This window comes from Comamonas halotolerans (assembly GCF_030162935.1).
GTDB classification, from domain to species: Bacteria; Pseudomonadota; Gammaproteobacteria; order Burkholderiales; family Burkholderiaceae_C; genus Comamonas; species Comamonas halotolerans.
Genome location: NZ_JASAUZ010000005.1, coordinates 76,426 through 93,150 on the forward strand (window position 1 = coordinate 76,426; position 16,725 = coordinate 93,150).

The window sequence follows — 16,725 nt, forward strand, 5'->3', positions numbered from 1 at the left end:
GAATGTCGTCACTCAATGCACTGATGATTGCTATTGAAATGGCGTTGCGCAAACGCGATGAAGCACGCAATGTGCTGCAGGAGCGACAGCGAGCCCACGATGCAGCCCAGTCCCAAATGGAGCAGTTGCAAAGTTATGCAGCTGAAATGCAGCAACGCTGGGGTGCGAGTGAAGGTGCAGAAATGAAGCCGGAAGTCATGTTCCACCACAGCCAGTTCATGGCACGCCTGCAGCACGCTATTGATTTGCAGACCAAGGTCATGGCGGATCAGTCGATTCGTCTGGAAGCTGCTCAAAAAGGCTTGATGGCAGCAGAACTGCGGTTGAGCAGCCTGAATAAAGTGGTTGAAACAAGGCGCCGTGACATGGCGTTGGCGCAGATGCGTCGCGAACAAAAGCAAACCGACGAGCGTGCAGCATTGCAATTCATTGGCCGCACTTTCGGCATGCAGTTCCAGGAGGCATAAACCATGGATATTCAGCCAAGCAATGCGGCCAAACCTACAACACAGCCAGCCACTGACAAGGGGGAGAAATTTGACGATGCAGCCGCATCAATGAAGGCTGAAGGTGCGTTTTCGCACCTGCTGCAGGGACTGAAAGACCGCTCCTGCATGGTGGGTGATGAAGCACAGGATCTCGAGTCTACGTCCAACTTGTCGGCTGGCATGGCTAACATACCCGTGCTTGAAGTTTCGATGTCCGATGCTCGGCAGCAATTGCTTCCGGGGCTGAATCTGGAAACCCTGGTGGGCCAGACACAGCGGCTGGATGCTGTCGATGCAGATGCTGCGGTGCAAGACGGCAGCTTTTTGCTGGCTCGCCAGGAAGCAGGTCTGGGTGGATTGTTGCGACAAGGGCCTGCAGGAGCGCAGCCGCGTGTGGCTGTGGGGCATAGTGTGGCGACGGTCGCTGCGGGTACACAGCCAATGACGGTGGCACAGCCGGCGTTGGATGCCGACGTGCAAACTGCTGTGGCTACGGCTGTGCTTGCGGAGACCGCGGATGCGGTGGATGGTGTAGTGCAGCCTGAGCAAGGCAGCGAAGGTCGTATAGCGCTGCAAGGGGCATGGAAGCTGGAAGAGCCCGGTTTCACCCCGCCTGCATTGCTGCGTACCATGGGGCAGATCGAGCAGTGGGCTGCGGCCAGTGCAGGTGTGCAACCCAAACCCACAGAACGTGTCGAAAGCAGAAAAACAGGCACAGGAGAGGAAACTGTCGAGGGGCTAACAGCCAGTACATCCAGCGGCACGCGTTTGACCGAGGCTGCTGTGAAAGAGGCGCAGGCAACGCAAGATGCGGCCTTCCAGAACAAGGCAGGCGCGCCCTTGGAAGATATGCGGTTTTGGTTGCAGGGCAAGCAGCAGCGCGCAGAAGTGTTGCTGGACAAAGATGGGCAGCCGGTGCGTGTGCAAGTCATGCTTCGTGGCAATGAAGCGCATGTCACTTTCCGTGCAGATCAGGCGCATACGCGTGAGTTGCTGGATAGCAGCCTGGCGCAGTTGCGCGATATGCTGGCGCAGCAGGGGGTGCAACTGGCGGGAGTCTCCGTGCAAGCCGACGCGCAGGGGCAGCAGTCTTTTGACAATAGGGCTCGCAACCCCTGGGGCGATGAAGGCGCAGGGCAGGTGGCGGTAGCGGTAGAAACTGCGAAGCATACAAGCACGCAACGCACATACGGCCTGGACTTGTACGCTTAGGCGGTCGGGCGATAGCGGCACCTTGTTTGATGGATGAAGCATGCCAGGGATTCAGCGGCTCTATTAGAGGGCTGTTTGAGCCTTTTATTCTGGTTATGAACTTTGGGCTTAAAGAAATAATGGGCCTGCCTGCACATTTTGTGTGGGCGCGCTGAGCGCAGGTTTATTTCGAGGTTGGTTTGCCAACTTCTTTATCCATCAAGGAAAACAACGTGGCCGCATCCAATTCTGCCGCCGTTCCGGCACCAGCCAAAAGCAGGAAATTGATCATCATCGGTGCTGTGGCCGTCTTGCTCGTTGTCGCTATCGCAGCAGCATGGCTGCTCATGGCGAACCGATTGCACGGTGATGTCTACGGTGATGATGCCCCCTCCAAAACTGCCGTCCTGGTGCCCACCTTTCTGCCCCTGGAAAACATGGTGGTGAATCTGGCGGACCCTGGTGGTGACCGCTTTGTACAGATTGGCATCACGCTGGAGCTGCAAAACGAGGCGACAGCTACTTTGGTCAAACAATATATGCCCAGCATTCGCAACGGCATTTTGATGCTGGTGTCTCAGCGCACGGCCGATGAGCTGCTGCTGCGAGAAGGCAAGGAAAAGCTGGCTGCAGACATTTTGCGTGAAGTGATGCGCCCTTTGGGTGGTGGTGCTGTGCAGGCCAATGAGAGTGATGAGAATTCACGCACTCGCAGTGCAGTGCGGCGCGTGTTGTTTTCCAGCTTCATTATTCAGTAAGCGCGAGGAGTTGCTGTCATGAGTGATTCTTTCCTGTCGCAAGAAGAAGTCGATGCACTTTTAGAAGGTGTGACGGGCGAGCGCCAGAAGTCGGACGTCGAGGAAATCGACGAAAGCGCGGTACGCAATTACGATATCTCCAGCCAGGAGCGTATTGTGCGCGGGCGTATGCCCACCATGGAAATCGTGAACGAGCGTTTTGCACGTAATTTCCGTATTGGCTTGTTCAACTTCATTCGTCGCAGCCCCGAAGTTTCAGTAGGTACGGTGACAGTGCAGCGTTACAGCGCTTTCCTGCGTCGTTTGGCAGTGCCGACCAACTTCAACATCGTGGCCATTCGCCCGCTTCGCGGCAATGGACTGGTGGTGTGTGAGCCGTCGCTGGTGTTTGGAATTATCGATACCTTGTACGGTGGCGCAGGCCGTTTGCAAACACGTATTGAGGGCCGCGATTTTTCTGCCACTGAGCAGCGCGTCATCAACCGTCTGGTGGATGTGATCAGCGAGGAATACAAAAAGGCCTGGCACGGCATTTACCCTCTGGAGCTGGCCTATCAGCGCTCGGAAATGCAACCGCAGTTTGCCAACATCGCAACACCCAGCGAGATTGTGGTTTCGACGGCGTTTCAGCTGGAGATTGGTGATGTTTCAGGCTCCATCCACGTGTGTATGCCATATGCCACGCTGGAGCCTATTCGCGACATTTTGTACTCATCGACACAGGGTGACTCCATGGAGGTGGATCGCCGTTGGGTCAAGGTGCTCACGCGCGAAATTCAGTCGGCAGAGGTGACGCTGGTGGCAGAGCTGGCACGCGCAGAGGCAACTGTGGAGCAAATGCTTGCCATGAAGCCTGGTGACTTTATTGAACTGGACCGTCAGCCGCGGATTCGCGCATCAATTGGCGGTGTACCTATTTTTGAGTGCCAGTACGGCACGCACAACAACAAATATGCCGTACGCATTGAGCAATGTCTGCGTGGGGTAGATGGAAATTGGACCGGAGAGAAGAATGGCAACTGATCCCAGCAATAACGGCAACATCCCGGGCGATGACCCTTTTTCGGATTGGGCAGAGGCTCTGGATGAGCAAAAAAGAACTGATGACGCCCAAGCAGCTCTGGATGCGGAGCAAGGTGGCCCGTTGAGTGGCAAGCCTGCATACAACACAGGCTCTACGGGTACGGAAGTACCCGTTAACGACATCAACATGGTGCTGGATATTCCGGTGCAACTGTCGGTGGAGCTGGGACGCACCAAAGTGCCGATCAAGTACATCCTGCAACTGGCGCAGGGCTCTGTTGTGGAGCTGGATGCCTTGGCAGGGGAGCCGATGGACGTGCTGGTCAATGGTTATCTGATTGCACAAGGTGAAGTGGTGGTGGTGAACGACAAGTTCGGCATCCGCTTGACCGACGTGGTGACCCCTTCGGAGCGACTGCGTCGCGTCAGCCGTGGATAACGCTGGGCTCACCTCTTCCCTGCTGCTGGTGCTGGCCATGATAGGTGCTTTGGCATGCCTGCCATGGCTGCTCAAGCGTTGGCAACAGCGCCAGCAAGCGGCACGCAATGTCTCTGGCATCAGTGCGCAGGTGCTGGCATCGGTGTCGGTGGGGCCTAGTCAGCGCGTTGTTACGGTCGAGGTGGGGCAAGGCACGCAGAAAGCTTGTCTGGTTCTGGGGGTGACAGCCCAAAACATTCAATGTCTGCACGTCTTGGGGCAAGCAGCGCCAACACCGCCTGCATCCCAGAGCTTTGCAGGTGCCATGGCACATGTGCAGGCGCAGGGTCAACCCCCGCAATCATGAGATCACGCATGCGATACGGCTTATCTGCCTTCAGGCGACCATGGGCGCTAGCTGCTGCCGTTTTGGCGGTTTTATGCTGGACACCGCTATCGGCGCTTGCACAGACCACTGCGCCCAGTTTGCCCATTCTGGTCGGGACAGGTAGCGGAGGTAACAGCTTTTCTGTTCCCATTCAAACGCTGCTCTTCTTTACCGCACTGTCATTTCTGCCAGCCATTTTGCTGATGATGACGGGTTTTACCCGCATCGTCATTGTGCTGAGTCTGATGCGCCAGGCTTTGGGTACGCAGTCTGCGCCTCCCAATCAGGTGATCATCGGCCTGTCCTTGTTCCTGACGTTGTTTGTCATGGGGCCCACGCTGGATCGCGTGTACGAAGAAGCATATGTGCCCTACACCAGGAACGGCATGCAGTTTGAAGAGGCGGTGAAGAAGGCAGAAGCGCCCATGCGCGAGTTCATGATCCGGCAGACCCGTCAGACAGACTATGCCTTGTTCGCGCGTTTGGCCAAGCTGGAGCCGGATGTGCAAATTGAAGATGCTCCATTCAGAGTGGTCGTGCCGGCGTTTGTGATCAGCGAGCTGAAAACGGCCTTTCAGATCGGTTTCATGATCTTCATTCCGTTTTTGATCATTGATATGGTGGTTTCGTCCATCCTGATGTCACTGGGCATGATGATGCTGTCGCCCGTGCTGGTGGCACTGCCCTTCAAGATCATGTTGTTTGTGCTGGCCGATGGCTGGAATTTGCTGATTGGCTCGCTGGCTTCAAGCTTTGCCATCTAGCGTGGAAAGGATTGGCTCATGACTCCCCAGATGGTGCTGACGTTTGGCCGCGAGGCACTGACCTTGCTGTTGATGATCGCCTTGCCTGTATTGCTTACCGTGCTGGCAGTAGGTTTGGTGGTCAGTATTTTTCAGGCGGTCACGCAAATCAATGAGAACACCTTGTCGTTTGTGCCCAAATTGGTGGCCGCAGTCCTGGTGTTTGCCATTGCGGGGCCATGGATGTTAAGTACGGCGGTGGACTTTATCCGCCGCACGATTGAAAACATTCCCAACGCACTGGGCTAGTCGCTCAAAGCTGTGTAAAGGCAATGTAGTGATCGGTATTTCCGAAGAGCAGTTGATGGCGTGGCTGTCGCCCATCATTTGGCCGTTTCTGCGGACTTTGGCCATGTTCACTGCTGCGCCAGTTTTTTCACAGAAAGCCATCCCCATGCGGGTCAAGGTAGGCTTGGCTTTTTTGGTGGCCGTGTGTGCGCAGGCTGTGCTGGACCAGCCTATGGTGGCGGTGAACTCGCCAGATGCGCTGGTCTGCGTGATCCAGCAAGTGGGCATTGGCTTGGCGATAGGTTTTTCTGCACGCCTGATCATTGCGGTCATGGAGGTGGCAGGTGAGGCCATTGGCCTGCAAATGGGCTTGAGCTTTGCCTCGTTTTTCGATCCCACCAGTGGTGCGCAGCTCAGCGCTGTGTCCCGGTTTTTGGTGCAGATATTCACGCTGTTCTTTGTCGTCGTGAATGGGCATCTGATGGTGCTCATCGCTGTGGTGAAAAGCTTTGATGCGTTTCCAGTCAACGGATCCTTCTTGCAGGCAGTCGCACAGATGCGTATTCATGAACTGGGCAGCGCAGTGTTCTCCAGCGCCTTGTGGATTGCCTTGCCCATGATGGCGCTGTTGCTGTTTGTGAACTTGACCATGGGAGTCATTGCGCGCATTGCGCCACAAATGAATGTGTTTGCAGTGGGCTTTCCAGTCACGCTGACCGTGGGCATGCTGGGCATTACGGCCACCCTGCCCATGATGGAACAGCCCTTTCTGAGCATGATTGAGCGCGCTTTGTCGATCTTTGGCGTTTAGCCATGAGAGCCAAAAGAGACTTCACGATGCGGGACGCCAGAAGTCTTGGTACCGTGCGCTGCTTGCTGTGCTACACCAAGTTGTTGCGAATGGCGTATACCGTCAACTCGGCATTATTGGTCAGCTGCAGCTTTTCAAGCACACGGGCGCGATAGACGCTCACAGTCTTGGGGCTGAGCATGAGCTCTTCGGCAATGTCCGTCAGCCGCTTGCCACTGGCGATTTTTTGCAGGGTTTGCATTTCGCGCTCTGACAGGGACGCATGGGGCACTTCGGGCGTTGGTTGGGACAGACTGTCGGCCAGCATTTGCGCCACTTCTGGCGTGAGAAATTTACGCCCCATGCTGACAATGCGCACCGCCTCGACCAGCTGTAACGGATCGCCTGCCTTGTTGGCATAGCCGTGCGCCCCCGCTTTGAGACAACGCAGTGCATATTGGTCTTCGGGGTACATGGAGACCATCAGCACTTTGATATCGGGGTAGCTTTCACGAACGCTGGCAAGCACCTCCAGGCCATTGCGCCCTGGCATGTTGATGTCCAGCAGCAAGACATGGCAAGGCGTGGAGCGCAGGGTGTCGCGCAGTTCTGTGTAACCTGCCGCTTCACCACGCACCTGGATATCCGTCGCTTCCGAAAGTGTGTCTCTGATTCCGCGGCGCAACACAGCATGGTCGTCGCAAATCACAACGTCAATCAATCTCTCTCCTTTAGTGCTGCCTTTGGCAGCCGCATCTTACGTGAGTGGCACAGAAACGATGATGCTCGTTCCTTTTCCGACTTGGCTACTCACGTCTATCCAGCCTCCGACCGTACGTGCGCGCTCTGCCAGACCCCGCAGTCCAAAGGACTTGGGCTTGCGCCGATCATCCGGCGACATGCCACAACCGTTGTCACGCACTTCAAGGGTCAGATAACCCTCTGCGTTTGACAGCTCGATGTGCACGGCACTGGCTTGTGCGTACTTGCTGACATTGGTGAGTGCTTCTTGCGCTGTGCGATAGGCAACGACTTGCACCTCTGCGGGGACTGGAATGTGAGGTGGTGTATCCAAACGCGTGGTGATGCCGGTGCGACGCTCAAAGTTTTCTGCCAACCATTGCACCGCTGCGACCAGGCCTTGGTCAAGCACAGGGGGGCGCAGGTTCATCATGATGCGCTGGCTGGCACCCAGGGCGTGCTGCAACATCTCCAGCGCAGCACGCGCGTGACTCTGCACTTGGGGGGCTGTCGCATTTCGGTCAATCCAGGATAAATCAAACTTGACGGAAGTCAAAGATCCGCCAATGTCATCGTGGATCTCACGCGCGATGGCCGCACGCTCTTGTTCTATGGATTGCTGTAAATGTTCCGCAAGTTCAGCCAATTGCTGCTCGGAGCGCTCCAGTTCACGCATGGCCTGCTCCTTGGCCTGTCGTGCTTCATGGACTTCCAGGGCCCGCAACATGACGTGTGGCAGGCGGGCCATATCGTCTTTGAGCAAATAGTCAGCAATGCCTTGCTGGATGGCTCCCACGGCCGCCGCTTCACCAATGGCGCCCGACAGCAAGATGAAAGGAGGGCATTTCTCCAGAGTGCGCACTTGCTCCCAGGCGTCAAGAGCGGTAAAGCCCAGAAGATGGTAGTCAGCCAGTACCAAATCGAAGCTTTGAGATTGCAGGAGATGGATAAAGTCTAGCAAGTTGTCTGTGCAAACGATGTTGCAAGCAAGGCCTGCTTTGCGCAACGTGATTTGCGTCAAACGCTGATCCGCCGCTGAATCCTCAAGGTGCAGCAAAAGCAAAGGCCTCTGTGCTGGATTGTCCGAGCTGTTGGGCGCTATCATTGGATACATCTTGGAACAATTTTTTCGGGTGTGAATTCCTTCATGTCGTGCTCGTAGGTGACGAAAGCGCATGCGACGGGGCTGGTAAATGGCCTGTTGGGCGAAGGAATTCATGCTTGCCACCATCTTGGAGAAACAATGCAATCTACGCAAACGCCATTTGCAGAGCCTGTCGTACAGGTTCCTGTCATGGTTGCGGCGGAGTTACAAGACTCTCTGCTGGTGGTGATGCGGGATTTGCACCGGTTGGAAGGTCTGCTCGATCATGCCACGGCCAATTTGCTGGAGCGATTTGGCGAGGCAAATGTTTTGCTCTCTGGCAATAGTGTGGCGGACGAACCAGGCCTTGATGCTGCGCGCAGTGCTCTGCGCAGTGCAGTCACAGAGTTGCAGTTTCATGACATGGCAACCCAACTTATTGCACACACCACACGCGTTTTGCAGGGCTGTGCCTTTCGCTTGGCGTCGGAAACCATGGGGCGTGAAGACGATGAGCTGGAGGATGCACCTTTGATGGAGATTCAGCCAGAACGCCCTAATCCCGTAACTCAAAGTGAGATGGATGCAGGTTCAATTGAACTGTTTTGATCTCCAGAGCCTGAACCACATAAAACTTAAAAGTCCGTTGGAGCTTTACATGCATACGATCCTCGCAGTTGATGACTCTCCATCCATGCGAAAAATGGTTTCCTTCACCCTGGCTGGTGCCGGCTACCAAGTGGTCGAAGCAGTTGATGGTGTGGATGCTTTGGAAAAAGCGGAGGCGCAGCGTATTGATCTGGTGCTGGCAGACCAAAACATGCCACGCCTGGATGGAATCGGCCTGACGCGCCGTCTGCGTGAGCATCCACGCTTTAAAAATACCCCGATTTTGATTCTGACCACGGAGTCCAGCGACCAGATGAAGCAGGCCGGTCGAGCGGCTGGCGCGACAGGGTGGCTGGTGAAACCGTTCGATCCGAACCGGTTGATTGAAGTTTTGCAAAAGGTGATTCGCTAAGTCAGTACCAGCGGATGCAAAGAACAAGATAGGACCCGACATGGCGGATACACACCAAGGCGCAGCAGAAGCAGACTTTGACCTGACCCAGTTTTACCAAATCTTCTTTGAAGAAGCGGGTGAAAATCTCGACCAGATGGAGCAGATGCTGCTGAATCTGGATTTGAGCGCGGCCAATGACGAAGAACTCAATGGCATTTTCCGTTGTGCGCACTCCATCAAAGGCGGGTCAGCCACCTTTGGTTTTACCGATGTGGCGGAGTTGACGCACAAGATGGAGTCGCTGCTCGACCGCCTGCGTCGTCACGAAATCACTCCCATCCCGGAGATGGTGGATGTGCTGCTGGAATCGGCCGATGCATCGCGCAGTCTGCTGGCGCGCCACCAGGCAGGTGGTGAAGGTGAGGTGCTACCCACTGCAGACCTTGTAGCGCGAATCACTCACTTGGCGGCAGGAAATGGCGCAGCAGCCCCCGCTCCCGCAGAGATCAATGCGCCGGTTGCATCTGAGCCAGCTCCCATGATGCCAGAGCCTGTGGCTGCGCCTGCTTCAGCCCCGTCCGTCCCTGGTGGTCTGCGCGATTTGCTAATCAAGATTGGCCCACTGGATGTGTTGGAGTCCGTGGATGGAATCAAGGAGTTGTTCCGAGATATTCCTGGACTGGGCAGCATTGAAGATTTGCCGTGCGAAGAACCCAAGACGCGCTTGTTTGCGGTGCAAACACATTCCACTGATGACGATCTGCTGGATTTGATGGCGTTTCACGTGGCTAAGGAGCAGGTGCAAATCAGTGCGCGAGAGGCCGCAGCTGCTGACGCCTCGGCACCGACCGATGTTGTGGCGCCTGCAGCCGCCCAGCCCGCTGCAGACACGCCTGCTCCTGCTCCTGCATCTGTGGCAGAGGCGGAGGCCTTTGGTATCTTTGAAGGCGCTCCGGGTGCTCCAGTGGTGAAGCCAGTTGCAAGTGCCAGCAAGACAGCAACCCGACCCAATATGGCCCAGATGGAGTCCACCAGCATCCGTGTGGATGTGAAGAAAGTGGATCAGCTGATCAATCTGGCTGGCGAACTGGTGATCATTCAGGCGATGCTGGCGCAAAACAGTCGCGCCCTCGATCCCTCTGCGAACCAGCAATTGCTGGCAGGGTTGGCAGATCTGGACCGCAACACGCGTGACTTGCAGGAAGCGGTGATGTCGATTCGCATGATTCCCATGTCCACCGTATTCAGTCGCTTTCCGCGCATGCTGCGCGATCTGGCGAACAAACTGGATAAAAAAATCAATCTGGTCACGCAAGGTGAAGCCACGGAGCTGGACAAGGGATTGGTCGAGAAAATTACCGACCCACTGACTCACTTGGTGCGCAACAGTCTGGACCATGGCATTGAGTCGCCGGAGGAGCGCATCAAGGCCGGCAAGCCTGAAACCGGTACCTTGACGTTGGCAGCCTCGCACCAGGGGGGCTCCATCGTTATTGAGGTGCGCGACGATGGCAAGGGCATGAGCCGCGAGAAGATCTTGAAGAAAGCGCGTGAGCGAGGCATGGATGTTTCGGACAGCATGCCGGACAGCGAAGTCTGGATGCTGATTTTTGCTCCGGGATTTTCGACCGCTGATGTGGTGACCGATGTGTCAGGCCGTGGCGTAGGCATGGACGTCGTTCGGAAAAATATTGCAGCACTCAACGGCTCGGTAGAGATTGATTCGGTTCAAGGAATGGGTATGCGTGTCTCGATCCGCCTGCCCTTGACACTGGCCATCATGGACGGCATGTCGGTGGGTGTGGGCGATGAGGTTTACATCTTGCCTCTGTCCTCCGTAGTTGAGTCTTTCCAGGTTAAAGCCGCGGATGTCAGCACCGTGACCCAAGGCACCCAGCTGGTCAAGGTGCGGGATGAATACATGCCCGTGATTGAGCTGGAGCATGTGTTTAGCGTGCCACGTACTGAAGCTAGCTCGCGCAGCGACATCATGGTGGTGATTGAGTCTGATGGCAGCCGCGTGGCCTTGCTGGTTGACGAGTTGCTGGGGCAACACCAGGTCGTCGTCAAAAATCTGGAGAGCAATTACCGCAAGGTACCCAATGTGTCTGGCGCCACCATCTTGGGCGACGGCTCGGTGGCGCTGATTTTGGATACCAGCAGCTTGGTTCGTCGTACGCGCTAACTGTAGGTACAGGATTTCACCATTCCAGAGACCGCACCAAGCGGCACTGGGCAGGGCAACAGGGATTTTTTTGGTGGTCCAAGAAGCTGTTCCAGTTTCACCACCGTAGGAGAAAACGATGAGCATCATGGGAAAGAATGCGGAAAACAAGGCTTCAGACGCCCGCGAATATTTGACCTTCCGTCTCGGCGACGAGGAGTACGGCATCGACATTCTGAAGGTGCAGGAGATCCGCGGCTATGAACAACCCACACGCATTGCCAATGCGCCAGAGTTCATCAAAGGTGTAGTCAACCTGCGTGGCACCATCGTACCCATCGTGGACATGCGCTTGAAGTTCAATTGTTCTGCGGTCGAGTACAACAGCTTTACCGTAGTCATCATCCTGAATCTGCGCAACCGTGTGGTTGGCATCGTGGTGGACTCCGTGAGTGATGTGATGGAGCTTGCACCCGAAGCAATTCGTCCAGCTCCCGACATTGAAAGCGCTATCGACAGTGGCTGCATTCTTGGCCTGGGCTCGGTGGGTGAGCGGATGCTGATCTTGTTGGATATCGAAAAGCAAATGTCGAATGTCGACATGGGGCTGGTCGCGCCTGCGGAGTAAGGCCCGCAAGACTTCGGTTGGTCAGCAGATGGTCTTGTTGCGGTTTGCTGGTTTATGGCAGCTTTGCCATGGGTGTTCATTGGGTGGTCACGATTCATGTTACACACGACACGTCACGCTGAGAGCGCACAGGCCTTGAACCCCGTGGCGCAGGGGCGTGAGTTCACCTGGACGTCAGCTGATTTCAGCCGGGTTCAGGCGTTGATCTATCAGCATGCGGGCATCAGCTTGCATGATGGCAAACATGCCATGGTGTATAGCCGCCTTTCACGTCGTTTGCGCGAGACCGGGCATGCAAGTTTTGATGACTATCTGAGCTGGCTGGAAAAGCAGGGCGATGCGCGTGAGTGGCAGGAGTTTGTCAACGCGCTGACAACCAATCTGACTTCATTTTTCCGAGAACAGCATCACTTTGAGATATTGGCGCAGCACTTGAAGAGCAAGCCTGCCAGCACCGCATGGCGCGTGTGGTGCAATGCAGCTTCCACGGGTGAGGAGCCGTACTCGATCGTGCTGACGGCTCAGGAAGCACTGGGGCCGAACGCCAACTTCAAGCTCATTGCCAGCGATATTGACTCCAAGGTGCTCAACACGGCAGCGAATGGGGTCTACCGCATGGAGAACATCAAGAACTTGAGCCAGGAGCGCTTGCACAGATTCTTCATGCGGGGCAAGGCGTCGAACGCAGGCATGGTTCGCGTCAAGCCAGAGCTGCGACGCATGATTGATTTCATTCAGGTCAACCTGATTCGTGACGACTGGCCCTTCAAAGAGCCGTTCGATATGGTTCTTTGCCGCAACGTCATGATTTATTTTGATGCGGCCACGCAGCGCAAGGTGCTCGAGCGCATCCATCGCGTGATGAAGCCAGGAGGATTGCTTTTTGTGGGGCATGCCGAAAACTTCAGTGAATCGCGTGACCTGTTTGTTCTGCGCGGCAAAACCGTGTACGAGCGGGTTTGATTGAATAGCGTTCGAGCTCAGCCCCAAAGATGCAACATAAAGGCCTAGTCATGGGTACACAGCCACTGGGAACGATGGGGACCGCCAGCACTGCCTGGAACAACCGTCAGTCCTTGCAGCCAGTCCGTGCATCTTCTTCCAGTCTGGATGTACTGCGCAATCGCCCGCGCAAGCCTGGTGAGGCTTCATTTTTTTACTTTGATCACCATTTCCAGTTCAACGCCGTCAAAGTATTGCCAGGTGAGTATTTTGTGACGGGCGAGAACATGGTGATTTGCACCGTGCTGGGCTCGTGCATTGCTGCATGCCTGTGGGACCGTACTGTGGGTGTTGGTGGCATGAACCATTTCATGCTGCCAGAGGGCGATAGTGCGGACACCAGTGGACGCTATGGCTCATATGCGATGGAAGTTCTGATCAATGAAATGATCAAGCTGGGGGCGCGTCGCGAAACCATGCAGGCCAAGATTTTTGGTGGTGGTCAGGTCATGGCCAATTTCACCACGATGAACGTCGGGGAGCGCAATACGGAGTTTGTGACCCAGTATTTGCAGACGGAGCGCATCCCTATCGTGTCCGAAGATGTTTTGGATATTTATCCACGCAAGGTTGTGTATTTCCCCGCAACGGGAAAAGCCATGGTCAAGCGCTTGGCACATGCGCACCCAGAAGCCTTGGTCGAGCAGGAACGCTCGCGTGGCAGTGCGGCACAGTTGGCCAAAACCAATGCTGGCGGTAGTGTGGATCTGTTTTGAGAGAGGTGGCTGAAAGAATGAACCGCAAGATTCGAGTGATCGTGGTGGACGACTCTGCGCTGGTGCGCAGCTTGCTCGCTGAAATCATCAATCGCCAGCCCGACATGGAGTGCATCGGTACTGCCAATGATCCGCTGGTGGCGCGCGAGATGATCCGTGAAAAGAATCCAGACGTGATCACGCTGGATGTGGAAATGCCCAAGATGGACGGTATCGATTTCTTGGGGCGCATCATGCGCTTGCGCCCCATGCCGGTGCTGATGATTTCCACGTTGACCGAGCGTGGCGCTGAAGTCACCATGCGCGCTTTGGAGCTTGGCGCTGTGGACTTTGTGGCCAAGCCACGGGTGGGTGTAGCTAATGGCTTGGGGCAGCTTGCGGGCGAAATTGTCGACAAGATTCGCATTGCCGCGTCGGCCCATGTGCACCGCATAGTCAAGCCGCAAGCGGCGGCGATGCCTTCTACGGCAGCGCAGGTTGGCAAACCAGCTTTCACCAGTGCCAACCTGTTAGGTAAATTGTCCACAGAGAAGTTGATAGCGATTGGTGCCTCAACGGGAGGAACGGAAGCGATCAAAGAGGTGCTGACACAGATGCCCGCTGATGCGCCTGCCATTGTTATCACCCAGCATATGCCTCCAGGTTTTACCACCAGCTTTGCCACGCGTTTGAATGCCCTGTGCCAAATCACCGTGAAAGAAGCCACGCATGGAGAGCGCTTGTTGCCCGGCCATGCTTATATTGCACCAGGAGGCAAGCAGTTCTCCATTTCCCGCAGTGGAGCCAATTATGTGGCGGTGGTGGATGAGCAGGCAGCCCCAGTCAATCGACACAAGCCATCTGTGGAGGTGCTGTTTCAATCGGTGGCGCAGTTTGCGGGGCGCAATGCCATGGGGGTGATGCTGACAGGAATGGGCGCTGATGGCGCTGCCGCCATGCGTGAGATGAAGGATGCGGGCAGCTACAACTATGTGCAAGACGAAGCCAGCTGTATTGTCTTCGGCATGCCGCGTGAGGCAATCGCCCGCGGTGCAGCCGATGAGATATTGCCGCTGACACAGATTGCCCCTGCATTGCTGGCCAAATTGCGCGCTTCGCCAGATGTGCGGCACCGTATCTGAAGTAATCCCGCAATAAAAAGGAGTCATGCGCTCCTTTTTATTGCCGGTCACGCAGAGAGTAACTCCCAGCGCTCTAGCGCATTCATCAAGGCTTCTTCAATTTCTCCATCGCGGGCGTGTAGCTGCATGGCGCGGGCATTGTCGCTGGCATAGATGCTCGGGTCTTCCAGTTCCTTGCGAATTTCTGCTTGCTCAGTTTCCAGTGCAGCAATCAGGTCTGGTAGCTGTTCCAGCTCCCGCTGTTCTTTGTAGCTCAGTTTGCGCTTGGCACCAGGCACGATTGCTTTGTCTTTCGGTGCTTCTTCTTTAGACACTGATGTGATTTTGGCTGCCTGGGCTTTGGCTGCTTGCTCGGCCAGTTCACGACTGCGCTTGGACTGGATCAGCCAGTCTTGCACGCTGCCCTCATACTCACGCCACACACCATTGCCTTCGGCGGCTATTGTGCTGGTGACCACGTTGTCCAGGAACGTCCGGTCGTGGCTGACCAAGAACACAGTGCCGTCGTATTGCTGCAAAAGATCTTCCAGCAATTCCAGTGTATCGATGTCCAGATCGTTGGTCGGTTCGTCCAAAACCAGGACATTGGCAGGCCGTGCAAACAGGCGTGCCAAGAGCAATCGGTTGCGTTCACCGCCGGACAAAGAGCGGACAGGAGAGTGTGCACGGGCAGGCGAGAACAAAAAATCCTGCAAATAACTTTTCACATGTTTTTTGTTGCTGCCAATTTCAATCCATTCACTGCCTGGACTGATGAAGTCTTCCAGTGTGGCATCGAGATCAATCTGGTGGCGCATTTGGTCAAAGTAAGCGACTTGCAAATTGGCTCCGCGACGAATCGTGCCGCTATCGGCTTCGAGTTCACCCAGGATCATTTTCAGCAAGGTGGTCTTGCCGGCCCCATTGGGTCCGATTAAGCCTACCTTGTCACCGCGCAGCACCGTGCCTGTGAAATTCTTCACAATCGTCTTGTCGCCAAATGACTTGGAGACATTGCTCAATTCAGCCACGATCTTGCCTTGGTAGCTGCTGTCCTTGCCTGAATCAATATCCAGCTTCACACTGCCTAATGCTTCTCGGCGTTCTGCCCGGTTCGCACGCAAATCCTTCAACCGCTCGATACGGCTTTGACTGCGTGTACGGCGTGCTTCCACGCCTTTGCGGATCCAGACTTCTTCTTGCGCCAACAGTTTGTCGGCCTTGGCGTTGATGACCGCCTCTTGGTGCAGCTGTTCTTCTTTTTGCACCAAGTACTGGGCAAAATTTCCGGGATACGACTGCAGGTGCCCACGGTCCAGTTCCACAATACGTGTCGCAATACGATCCAGGAAGGCTCGGTCGTGCGTAATTGTTACTACACTACCCTTGAATTCAATGAGCAGGCTTTCCAGCCAATCGATGGAGTCCAGGTCCAAGTGGTTGGTGGGCTCGTCCAGCAGTAGAACATCGGGTTTCATCACCAACGCTTGGGCCAACGCGACGCGTTTGCGCGTTCCTCCAGATAGCTGGCCGATTTTGGCATCGCCCTCCAGGTGAAGACGCTGCAGCGTTTCTTCAACACGTTGCTCCCAGTTCCAGGCATCCTGCGCTTCAATTTTGGATTGCAAACTATCCAGATCGACACCTTCAGCACCAGATAGGTATTGGTCACGCAGTTTGGCTATGTCCGCAAGACCTTCCGCAGCGGCCTGAAACACCGTGTGCTCGGGGTCGAGGTTGGGCTCTTGCGGAACATAGGCAATGCGCACACCGCTTTGTACTTGCAGTGTCCCATCATCAGCTTGCGCCAACCCACCCAAAATTTTCAGCAAGGATGATTTGCCCGCTCCGTTGCGGCCAATCAGTCCAATGCGTTCGTTGGTTTCCAGTGAAAAGCTGGCGTGGTCCAACAAGGCCACGTGCCCAAACGCAAGTTGGGCGTCCAATAAGGTAATCAATGCCATGGTGCATACATTATCTAAGGCAGCGCAAGGCGCTGCCTGACTCCAACCCATCTCTGATGGGTTGGAGTGAAAAGAACTTTTCTTTGAAACAGTACAAACAGTGCCATGTCCGCTCCCTTGCTAGTGCAGTGCACCTTTTTGCGCCGTTGACTGAAAGTTTTTTTGCAGGTTTTCTGCGAAGCCTCAAAAACGATGTACAATGCAAGTCTTCGCTGAACACACAACGTTGCTCAGTG

At 55.4% G+C, this 16,725-nt stretch carries 20 protein-coding genes; 16 read left to right on the top strand and 4 right to left on the bottom strand.

Annotation, left to right across the window (positions count from 1 at the left end; translation table 11 throughout):
* Positions 1-2: 2 nt before the first annotated feature.
* Positions 3-467, top strand: a complete 465-nt coding sequence (gene fliJ / locus QEP11_RS05390; protein ID WP_284335610.1) for a flagellar export protein FliJ — start codon at positions 3-5, stop codon at positions 465-467.
* Positions 468-470: 3 nt separating this feature from the next.
* On the top strand, positions 471-1,700 hold the full coding sequence (locus tag QEP11_RS05395; RefSeq protein WP_284335611.1) for a flagellar hook-length control protein FliK: 1,230 nt from the start codon (positions 471-473) through the stop codon (positions 1,698-1,700).
* Positions 1,701-1,863: 163 nt separating this feature from the next.
* Here QEP11_RS05395 and QEP11_RS05400 read toward each other — a convergent pair whose 3' ends face one another.
* Positions 1,864-2,028 carry a hypothetical protein gene (locus QEP11_RS05400; protein WP_284335636.1) on the bottom strand — a complete coding sequence of 55 codons (165 nt, stop codon included), beginning with the start codon at positions 2,026-2,028 and terminating at the stop codon, positions 1,864-1,866.
* Here QEP11_RS05400 and QEP11_RS05405 point away from each other — a divergent pair.
* From QEP11_RS05405 to fliR, 7 genes are read left to right on the top strand one after another with little or no spacing between them, the layout of a single operon-like run.
* Positions 1,964-2,437 carry a flagellar basal body-associated FliL family protein gene (locus QEP11_RS05405; protein ID WP_284335634.1) on the top strand — a complete coding sequence of 158 codons (474 nt, stop codon included), beginning with the start codon at positions 1,964-1,966 and terminating at the stop codon, positions 2,435-2,437. The two genes, QEP11_RS05400 and QEP11_RS05405, sit on opposite strands and share 65 nt — an antisense overlap.
* Before the next feature lie 18 nt (positions 2,438-2,455).
* A complete protein-coding gene (gene fliM / locus QEP11_RS05410; protein ID WP_284335612.1) occupies positions 2,456-3,460 on the top strand; it encodes a flagellar motor switch protein FliM in 1,005 nt (334 codons plus the stop codon).
* Positions 3,450-3,899: a flagellar motor switch protein FliN gene (gene fliN, locus QEP11_RS05415; protein WP_284335613.1), complete on the top strand. Its 450-nt coding sequence runs from the start codon at positions 3,450-3,452 to the stop codon at positions 3,897-3,899. Before fliM ends, fliN begins: the two co-directional genes overlap by 11 nt.
* Positions 3,892-4,245, top strand: a complete 354-nt coding sequence (locus QEP11_RS05420) for a FliO/MopB family protein (RefSeq protein ID WP_413788681.1) — start codon at positions 3,892-3,894, stop codon at positions 4,243-4,245. Before fliN ends, QEP11_RS05420 begins: the two co-directional genes overlap by 8 nt.
* A gap of 8 nt (positions 4,246-4,253) precedes the next feature.
* A complete protein-coding gene (gene fliP, locus QEP11_RS05425; RefSeq protein WP_284335614.1) occupies positions 4,254-5,030 on the top strand; it encodes a flagellar type III secretion system pore protein FliP in 777 nt (258 codons plus the stop codon).
* An 18-nt stretch (positions 5,031-5,048) separates the two neighbouring features.
* On the top strand, positions 5,049-5,318 hold the full coding sequence (gene fliQ, locus QEP11_RS05430) for a flagellar biosynthesis protein FliQ (protein ID WP_284335615.1): 270 nt from the start codon (positions 5,049-5,051) through the stop codon (positions 5,316-5,318).
* A 28-nt stretch (positions 5,319-5,346) separates the two neighbouring features.
* Positions 5,347-6,108 (top strand): flagellar biosynthetic protein FliR, encoded by a 762-nt coding sequence (gene fliR / locus QEP11_RS05435; protein ID WP_284335616.1) that lies wholly within the window; start codon positions 5,347-5,349, stop codon positions 6,106-6,108.
* Between the two features lie 70 nt (positions 6,109-6,178).
* Here fliR and QEP11_RS05440 read toward each other — a convergent pair whose 3' ends face one another.
* Positions 6,179-6,808, bottom strand: coding sequence for a response regulator (locus QEP11_RS05440; protein ID WP_284335617.1), 630 nt, complete (start codon positions 6,806-6,808; stop codon positions 6,179-6,181).
* Positions 6,809-6,844: 36 nt separating this feature from the next.
* On the bottom strand, positions 6,845-7,933 hold the full coding sequence (locus tag QEP11_RS05445; RefSeq protein ID WP_413788683.1) for a hybrid sensor histidine kinase/response regulator: 1,089 nt from the start codon (positions 7,931-7,933) through the stop codon (positions 6,845-6,847).
* 138 nt (positions 7,934-8,071) lie between these two features.
* Between QEP11_RS05445 and QEP11_RS05450 the strand changes: the two genes are divergently transcribed.
* From QEP11_RS05450 to QEP11_RS05480, 7 genes are all read left to right on the top strand, one after another.
* Positions 8,072-8,521 carry a hypothetical protein gene (locus QEP11_RS05450; protein WP_284335619.1) on the top strand — a complete coding sequence of 150 codons (450 nt, stop codon included), beginning with the start codon at positions 8,072-8,074 and terminating at the stop codon, positions 8,519-8,521.
* 49 nt (positions 8,522-8,570) lie between these two features.
* Positions 8,571-8,933, top strand: a complete 363-nt coding sequence (locus QEP11_RS05455) for a response regulator (protein WP_284335620.1) — start codon at positions 8,571-8,573, stop codon at positions 8,931-8,933.
* Between the two features lie 40 nt (positions 8,934-8,973).
* Positions 8,974-11,100 (top strand): chemotaxis protein CheW, encoded by a 2,127-nt coding sequence (locus QEP11_RS05460; RefSeq protein ID WP_284335621.1) that lies wholly within the window; start codon positions 8,974-8,976, stop codon positions 11,098-11,100.
* A 118-nt stretch (positions 11,101-11,218) separates the two neighbouring features.
* A complete protein-coding gene (locus tag QEP11_RS05465) occupies positions 11,219-11,707 on the top strand; it encodes a chemotaxis protein CheW (RefSeq protein WP_284335622.1) in 489 nt (162 codons plus the stop codon).
* 96 nt (positions 11,708-11,803) lie between these two features.
* Complete coding sequence (locus QEP11_RS05470; protein ID WP_284335623.1) at positions 11,804-12,670, top strand: CheR family methyltransferase; 867 nt, start codon at positions 11,804-11,806, stop codon at positions 12,668-12,670.
* A 74-nt stretch (positions 12,671-12,744) separates the two neighbouring features.
* Positions 12,745-13,425 carry a chemoreceptor glutamine deamidase CheD gene (gene cheD, locus QEP11_RS05475; RefSeq protein ID WP_413788684.1) on the top strand — a complete coding sequence of 227 codons (681 nt, stop codon included), beginning with the start codon at positions 12,745-12,747 and terminating at the stop codon, positions 13,423-13,425.
* A 17-nt stretch (positions 13,426-13,442) separates the two neighbouring features.
* Positions 13,443-14,546, top strand: a complete 1,104-nt coding sequence (locus tag QEP11_RS05480; RefSeq protein WP_284335625.1) for a protein-glutamate methylesterase/protein-glutamine glutaminase — start codon at positions 13,443-13,445, stop codon at positions 14,544-14,546.
* Between the two features lie 47 nt (positions 14,547-14,593).
* Here QEP11_RS05480 and abc-f read toward each other — a convergent pair whose 3' ends face one another.
* Positions 14,594-16,489 (bottom strand): ribosomal protection-like ABC-F family protein, encoded by a 1,896-nt coding sequence (abc-f, locus tag QEP11_RS05485; RefSeq protein WP_284335626.1) that lies wholly within the window; start codon positions 16,487-16,489, stop codon positions 14,594-14,596.
* Positions 16,490-16,725: the final 236 nt, after the last annotated feature.

Bases quoted from the DNA above. Each gene is read 5' to 3' on its own strand.
- fliJ (WP_284335610.1), top strand. From the start codon at position 3: ATGTCGTCACTCAATGCACTGATGATTGCTATTGAAATGGCGTTGCGC.
- QEP11_RS05395 (WP_284335611.1), top strand. From the start codon at position 471: ATGGATATTCAGCCAAGCAATGCGGCCAAACCTACAACACAGCCAGCC.
- QEP11_RS05400 (WP_284335636.1), bottom strand. From the start codon at position 2,028: ATGAGCAGCCATGCTGCTGCGATAGCGACAACGAGCAAGACGGCCACA.
- fliM (WP_284335612.1), top strand. From the start codon at position 2,456: ATGAGTGATTCTTTCCTGTCGCAAGAAGAAGTCGATGCACTTTTAGAA.
- fliN (WP_284335613.1), top strand. From the start codon at position 3,450: ATGGCAACTGATCCCAGCAATAACGGCAACATCCCGGGCGATGACCCT.
- fliP (WP_284335614.1), top strand. From the start codon at position 4,254: ATGCGATACGGCTTATCTGCCTTCAGGCGACCATGGGCGCTAGCTGCT.
- fliQ (WP_284335615.1), top strand. From the start codon at position 5,049: ATGACTCCCCAGATGGTGCTGACGTTTGGCCGCGAGGCACTGACCTTG.
- QEP11_RS05445 (WP_413788683.1), bottom strand. From the start codon at position 7,933: ATGATAGCGCCCAACAGCTCGGACAATCCAGCACAGAGGCCTTTGCTT.
- QEP11_RS05450 (WP_284335619.1), top strand. From the start codon at position 8,072: ATGCAATCTACGCAAACGCCATTTGCAGAGCCTGTCGTACAGGTTCCT.
- QEP11_RS05455 (WP_284335620.1), top strand. From the start codon at position 8,571: ATGCATACGATCCTCGCAGTTGATGACTCTCCATCCATGCGAAAAATG.
- QEP11_RS05460 (WP_284335621.1), top strand. From the start codon at position 8,974: ATGGCGGATACACACCAAGGCGCAGCAGAAGCAGACTTTGACCTGACC.
- QEP11_RS05465 (WP_284335622.1), top strand. From the start codon at position 11,219: ATGAGCATCATGGGAAAGAATGCGGAAAACAAGGCTTCAGACGCCCGC.
- QEP11_RS05470 (WP_284335623.1), top strand. From the start codon at position 11,804: ATGTTACACACGACACGTCACGCTGAGAGCGCACAGGCCTTGAACCCC.
- cheD (WP_413788684.1), top strand. From the start codon at position 12,745: ATGGGGACCGCCAGCACTGCCTGGAACAACCGTCAGTCCTTGCAGCCA.
- QEP11_RS05480 (WP_284335625.1), top strand. From the start codon at position 13,443: ATGAACCGCAAGATTCGAGTGATCGTGGTGGACGACTCTGCGCTGGTG.
- abc-f (WP_284335626.1), bottom strand. From the start codon at position 16,489: ATGGCATTGATTACCTTATTGGACGCCCAACTTGCGTTTGGGCACGTG.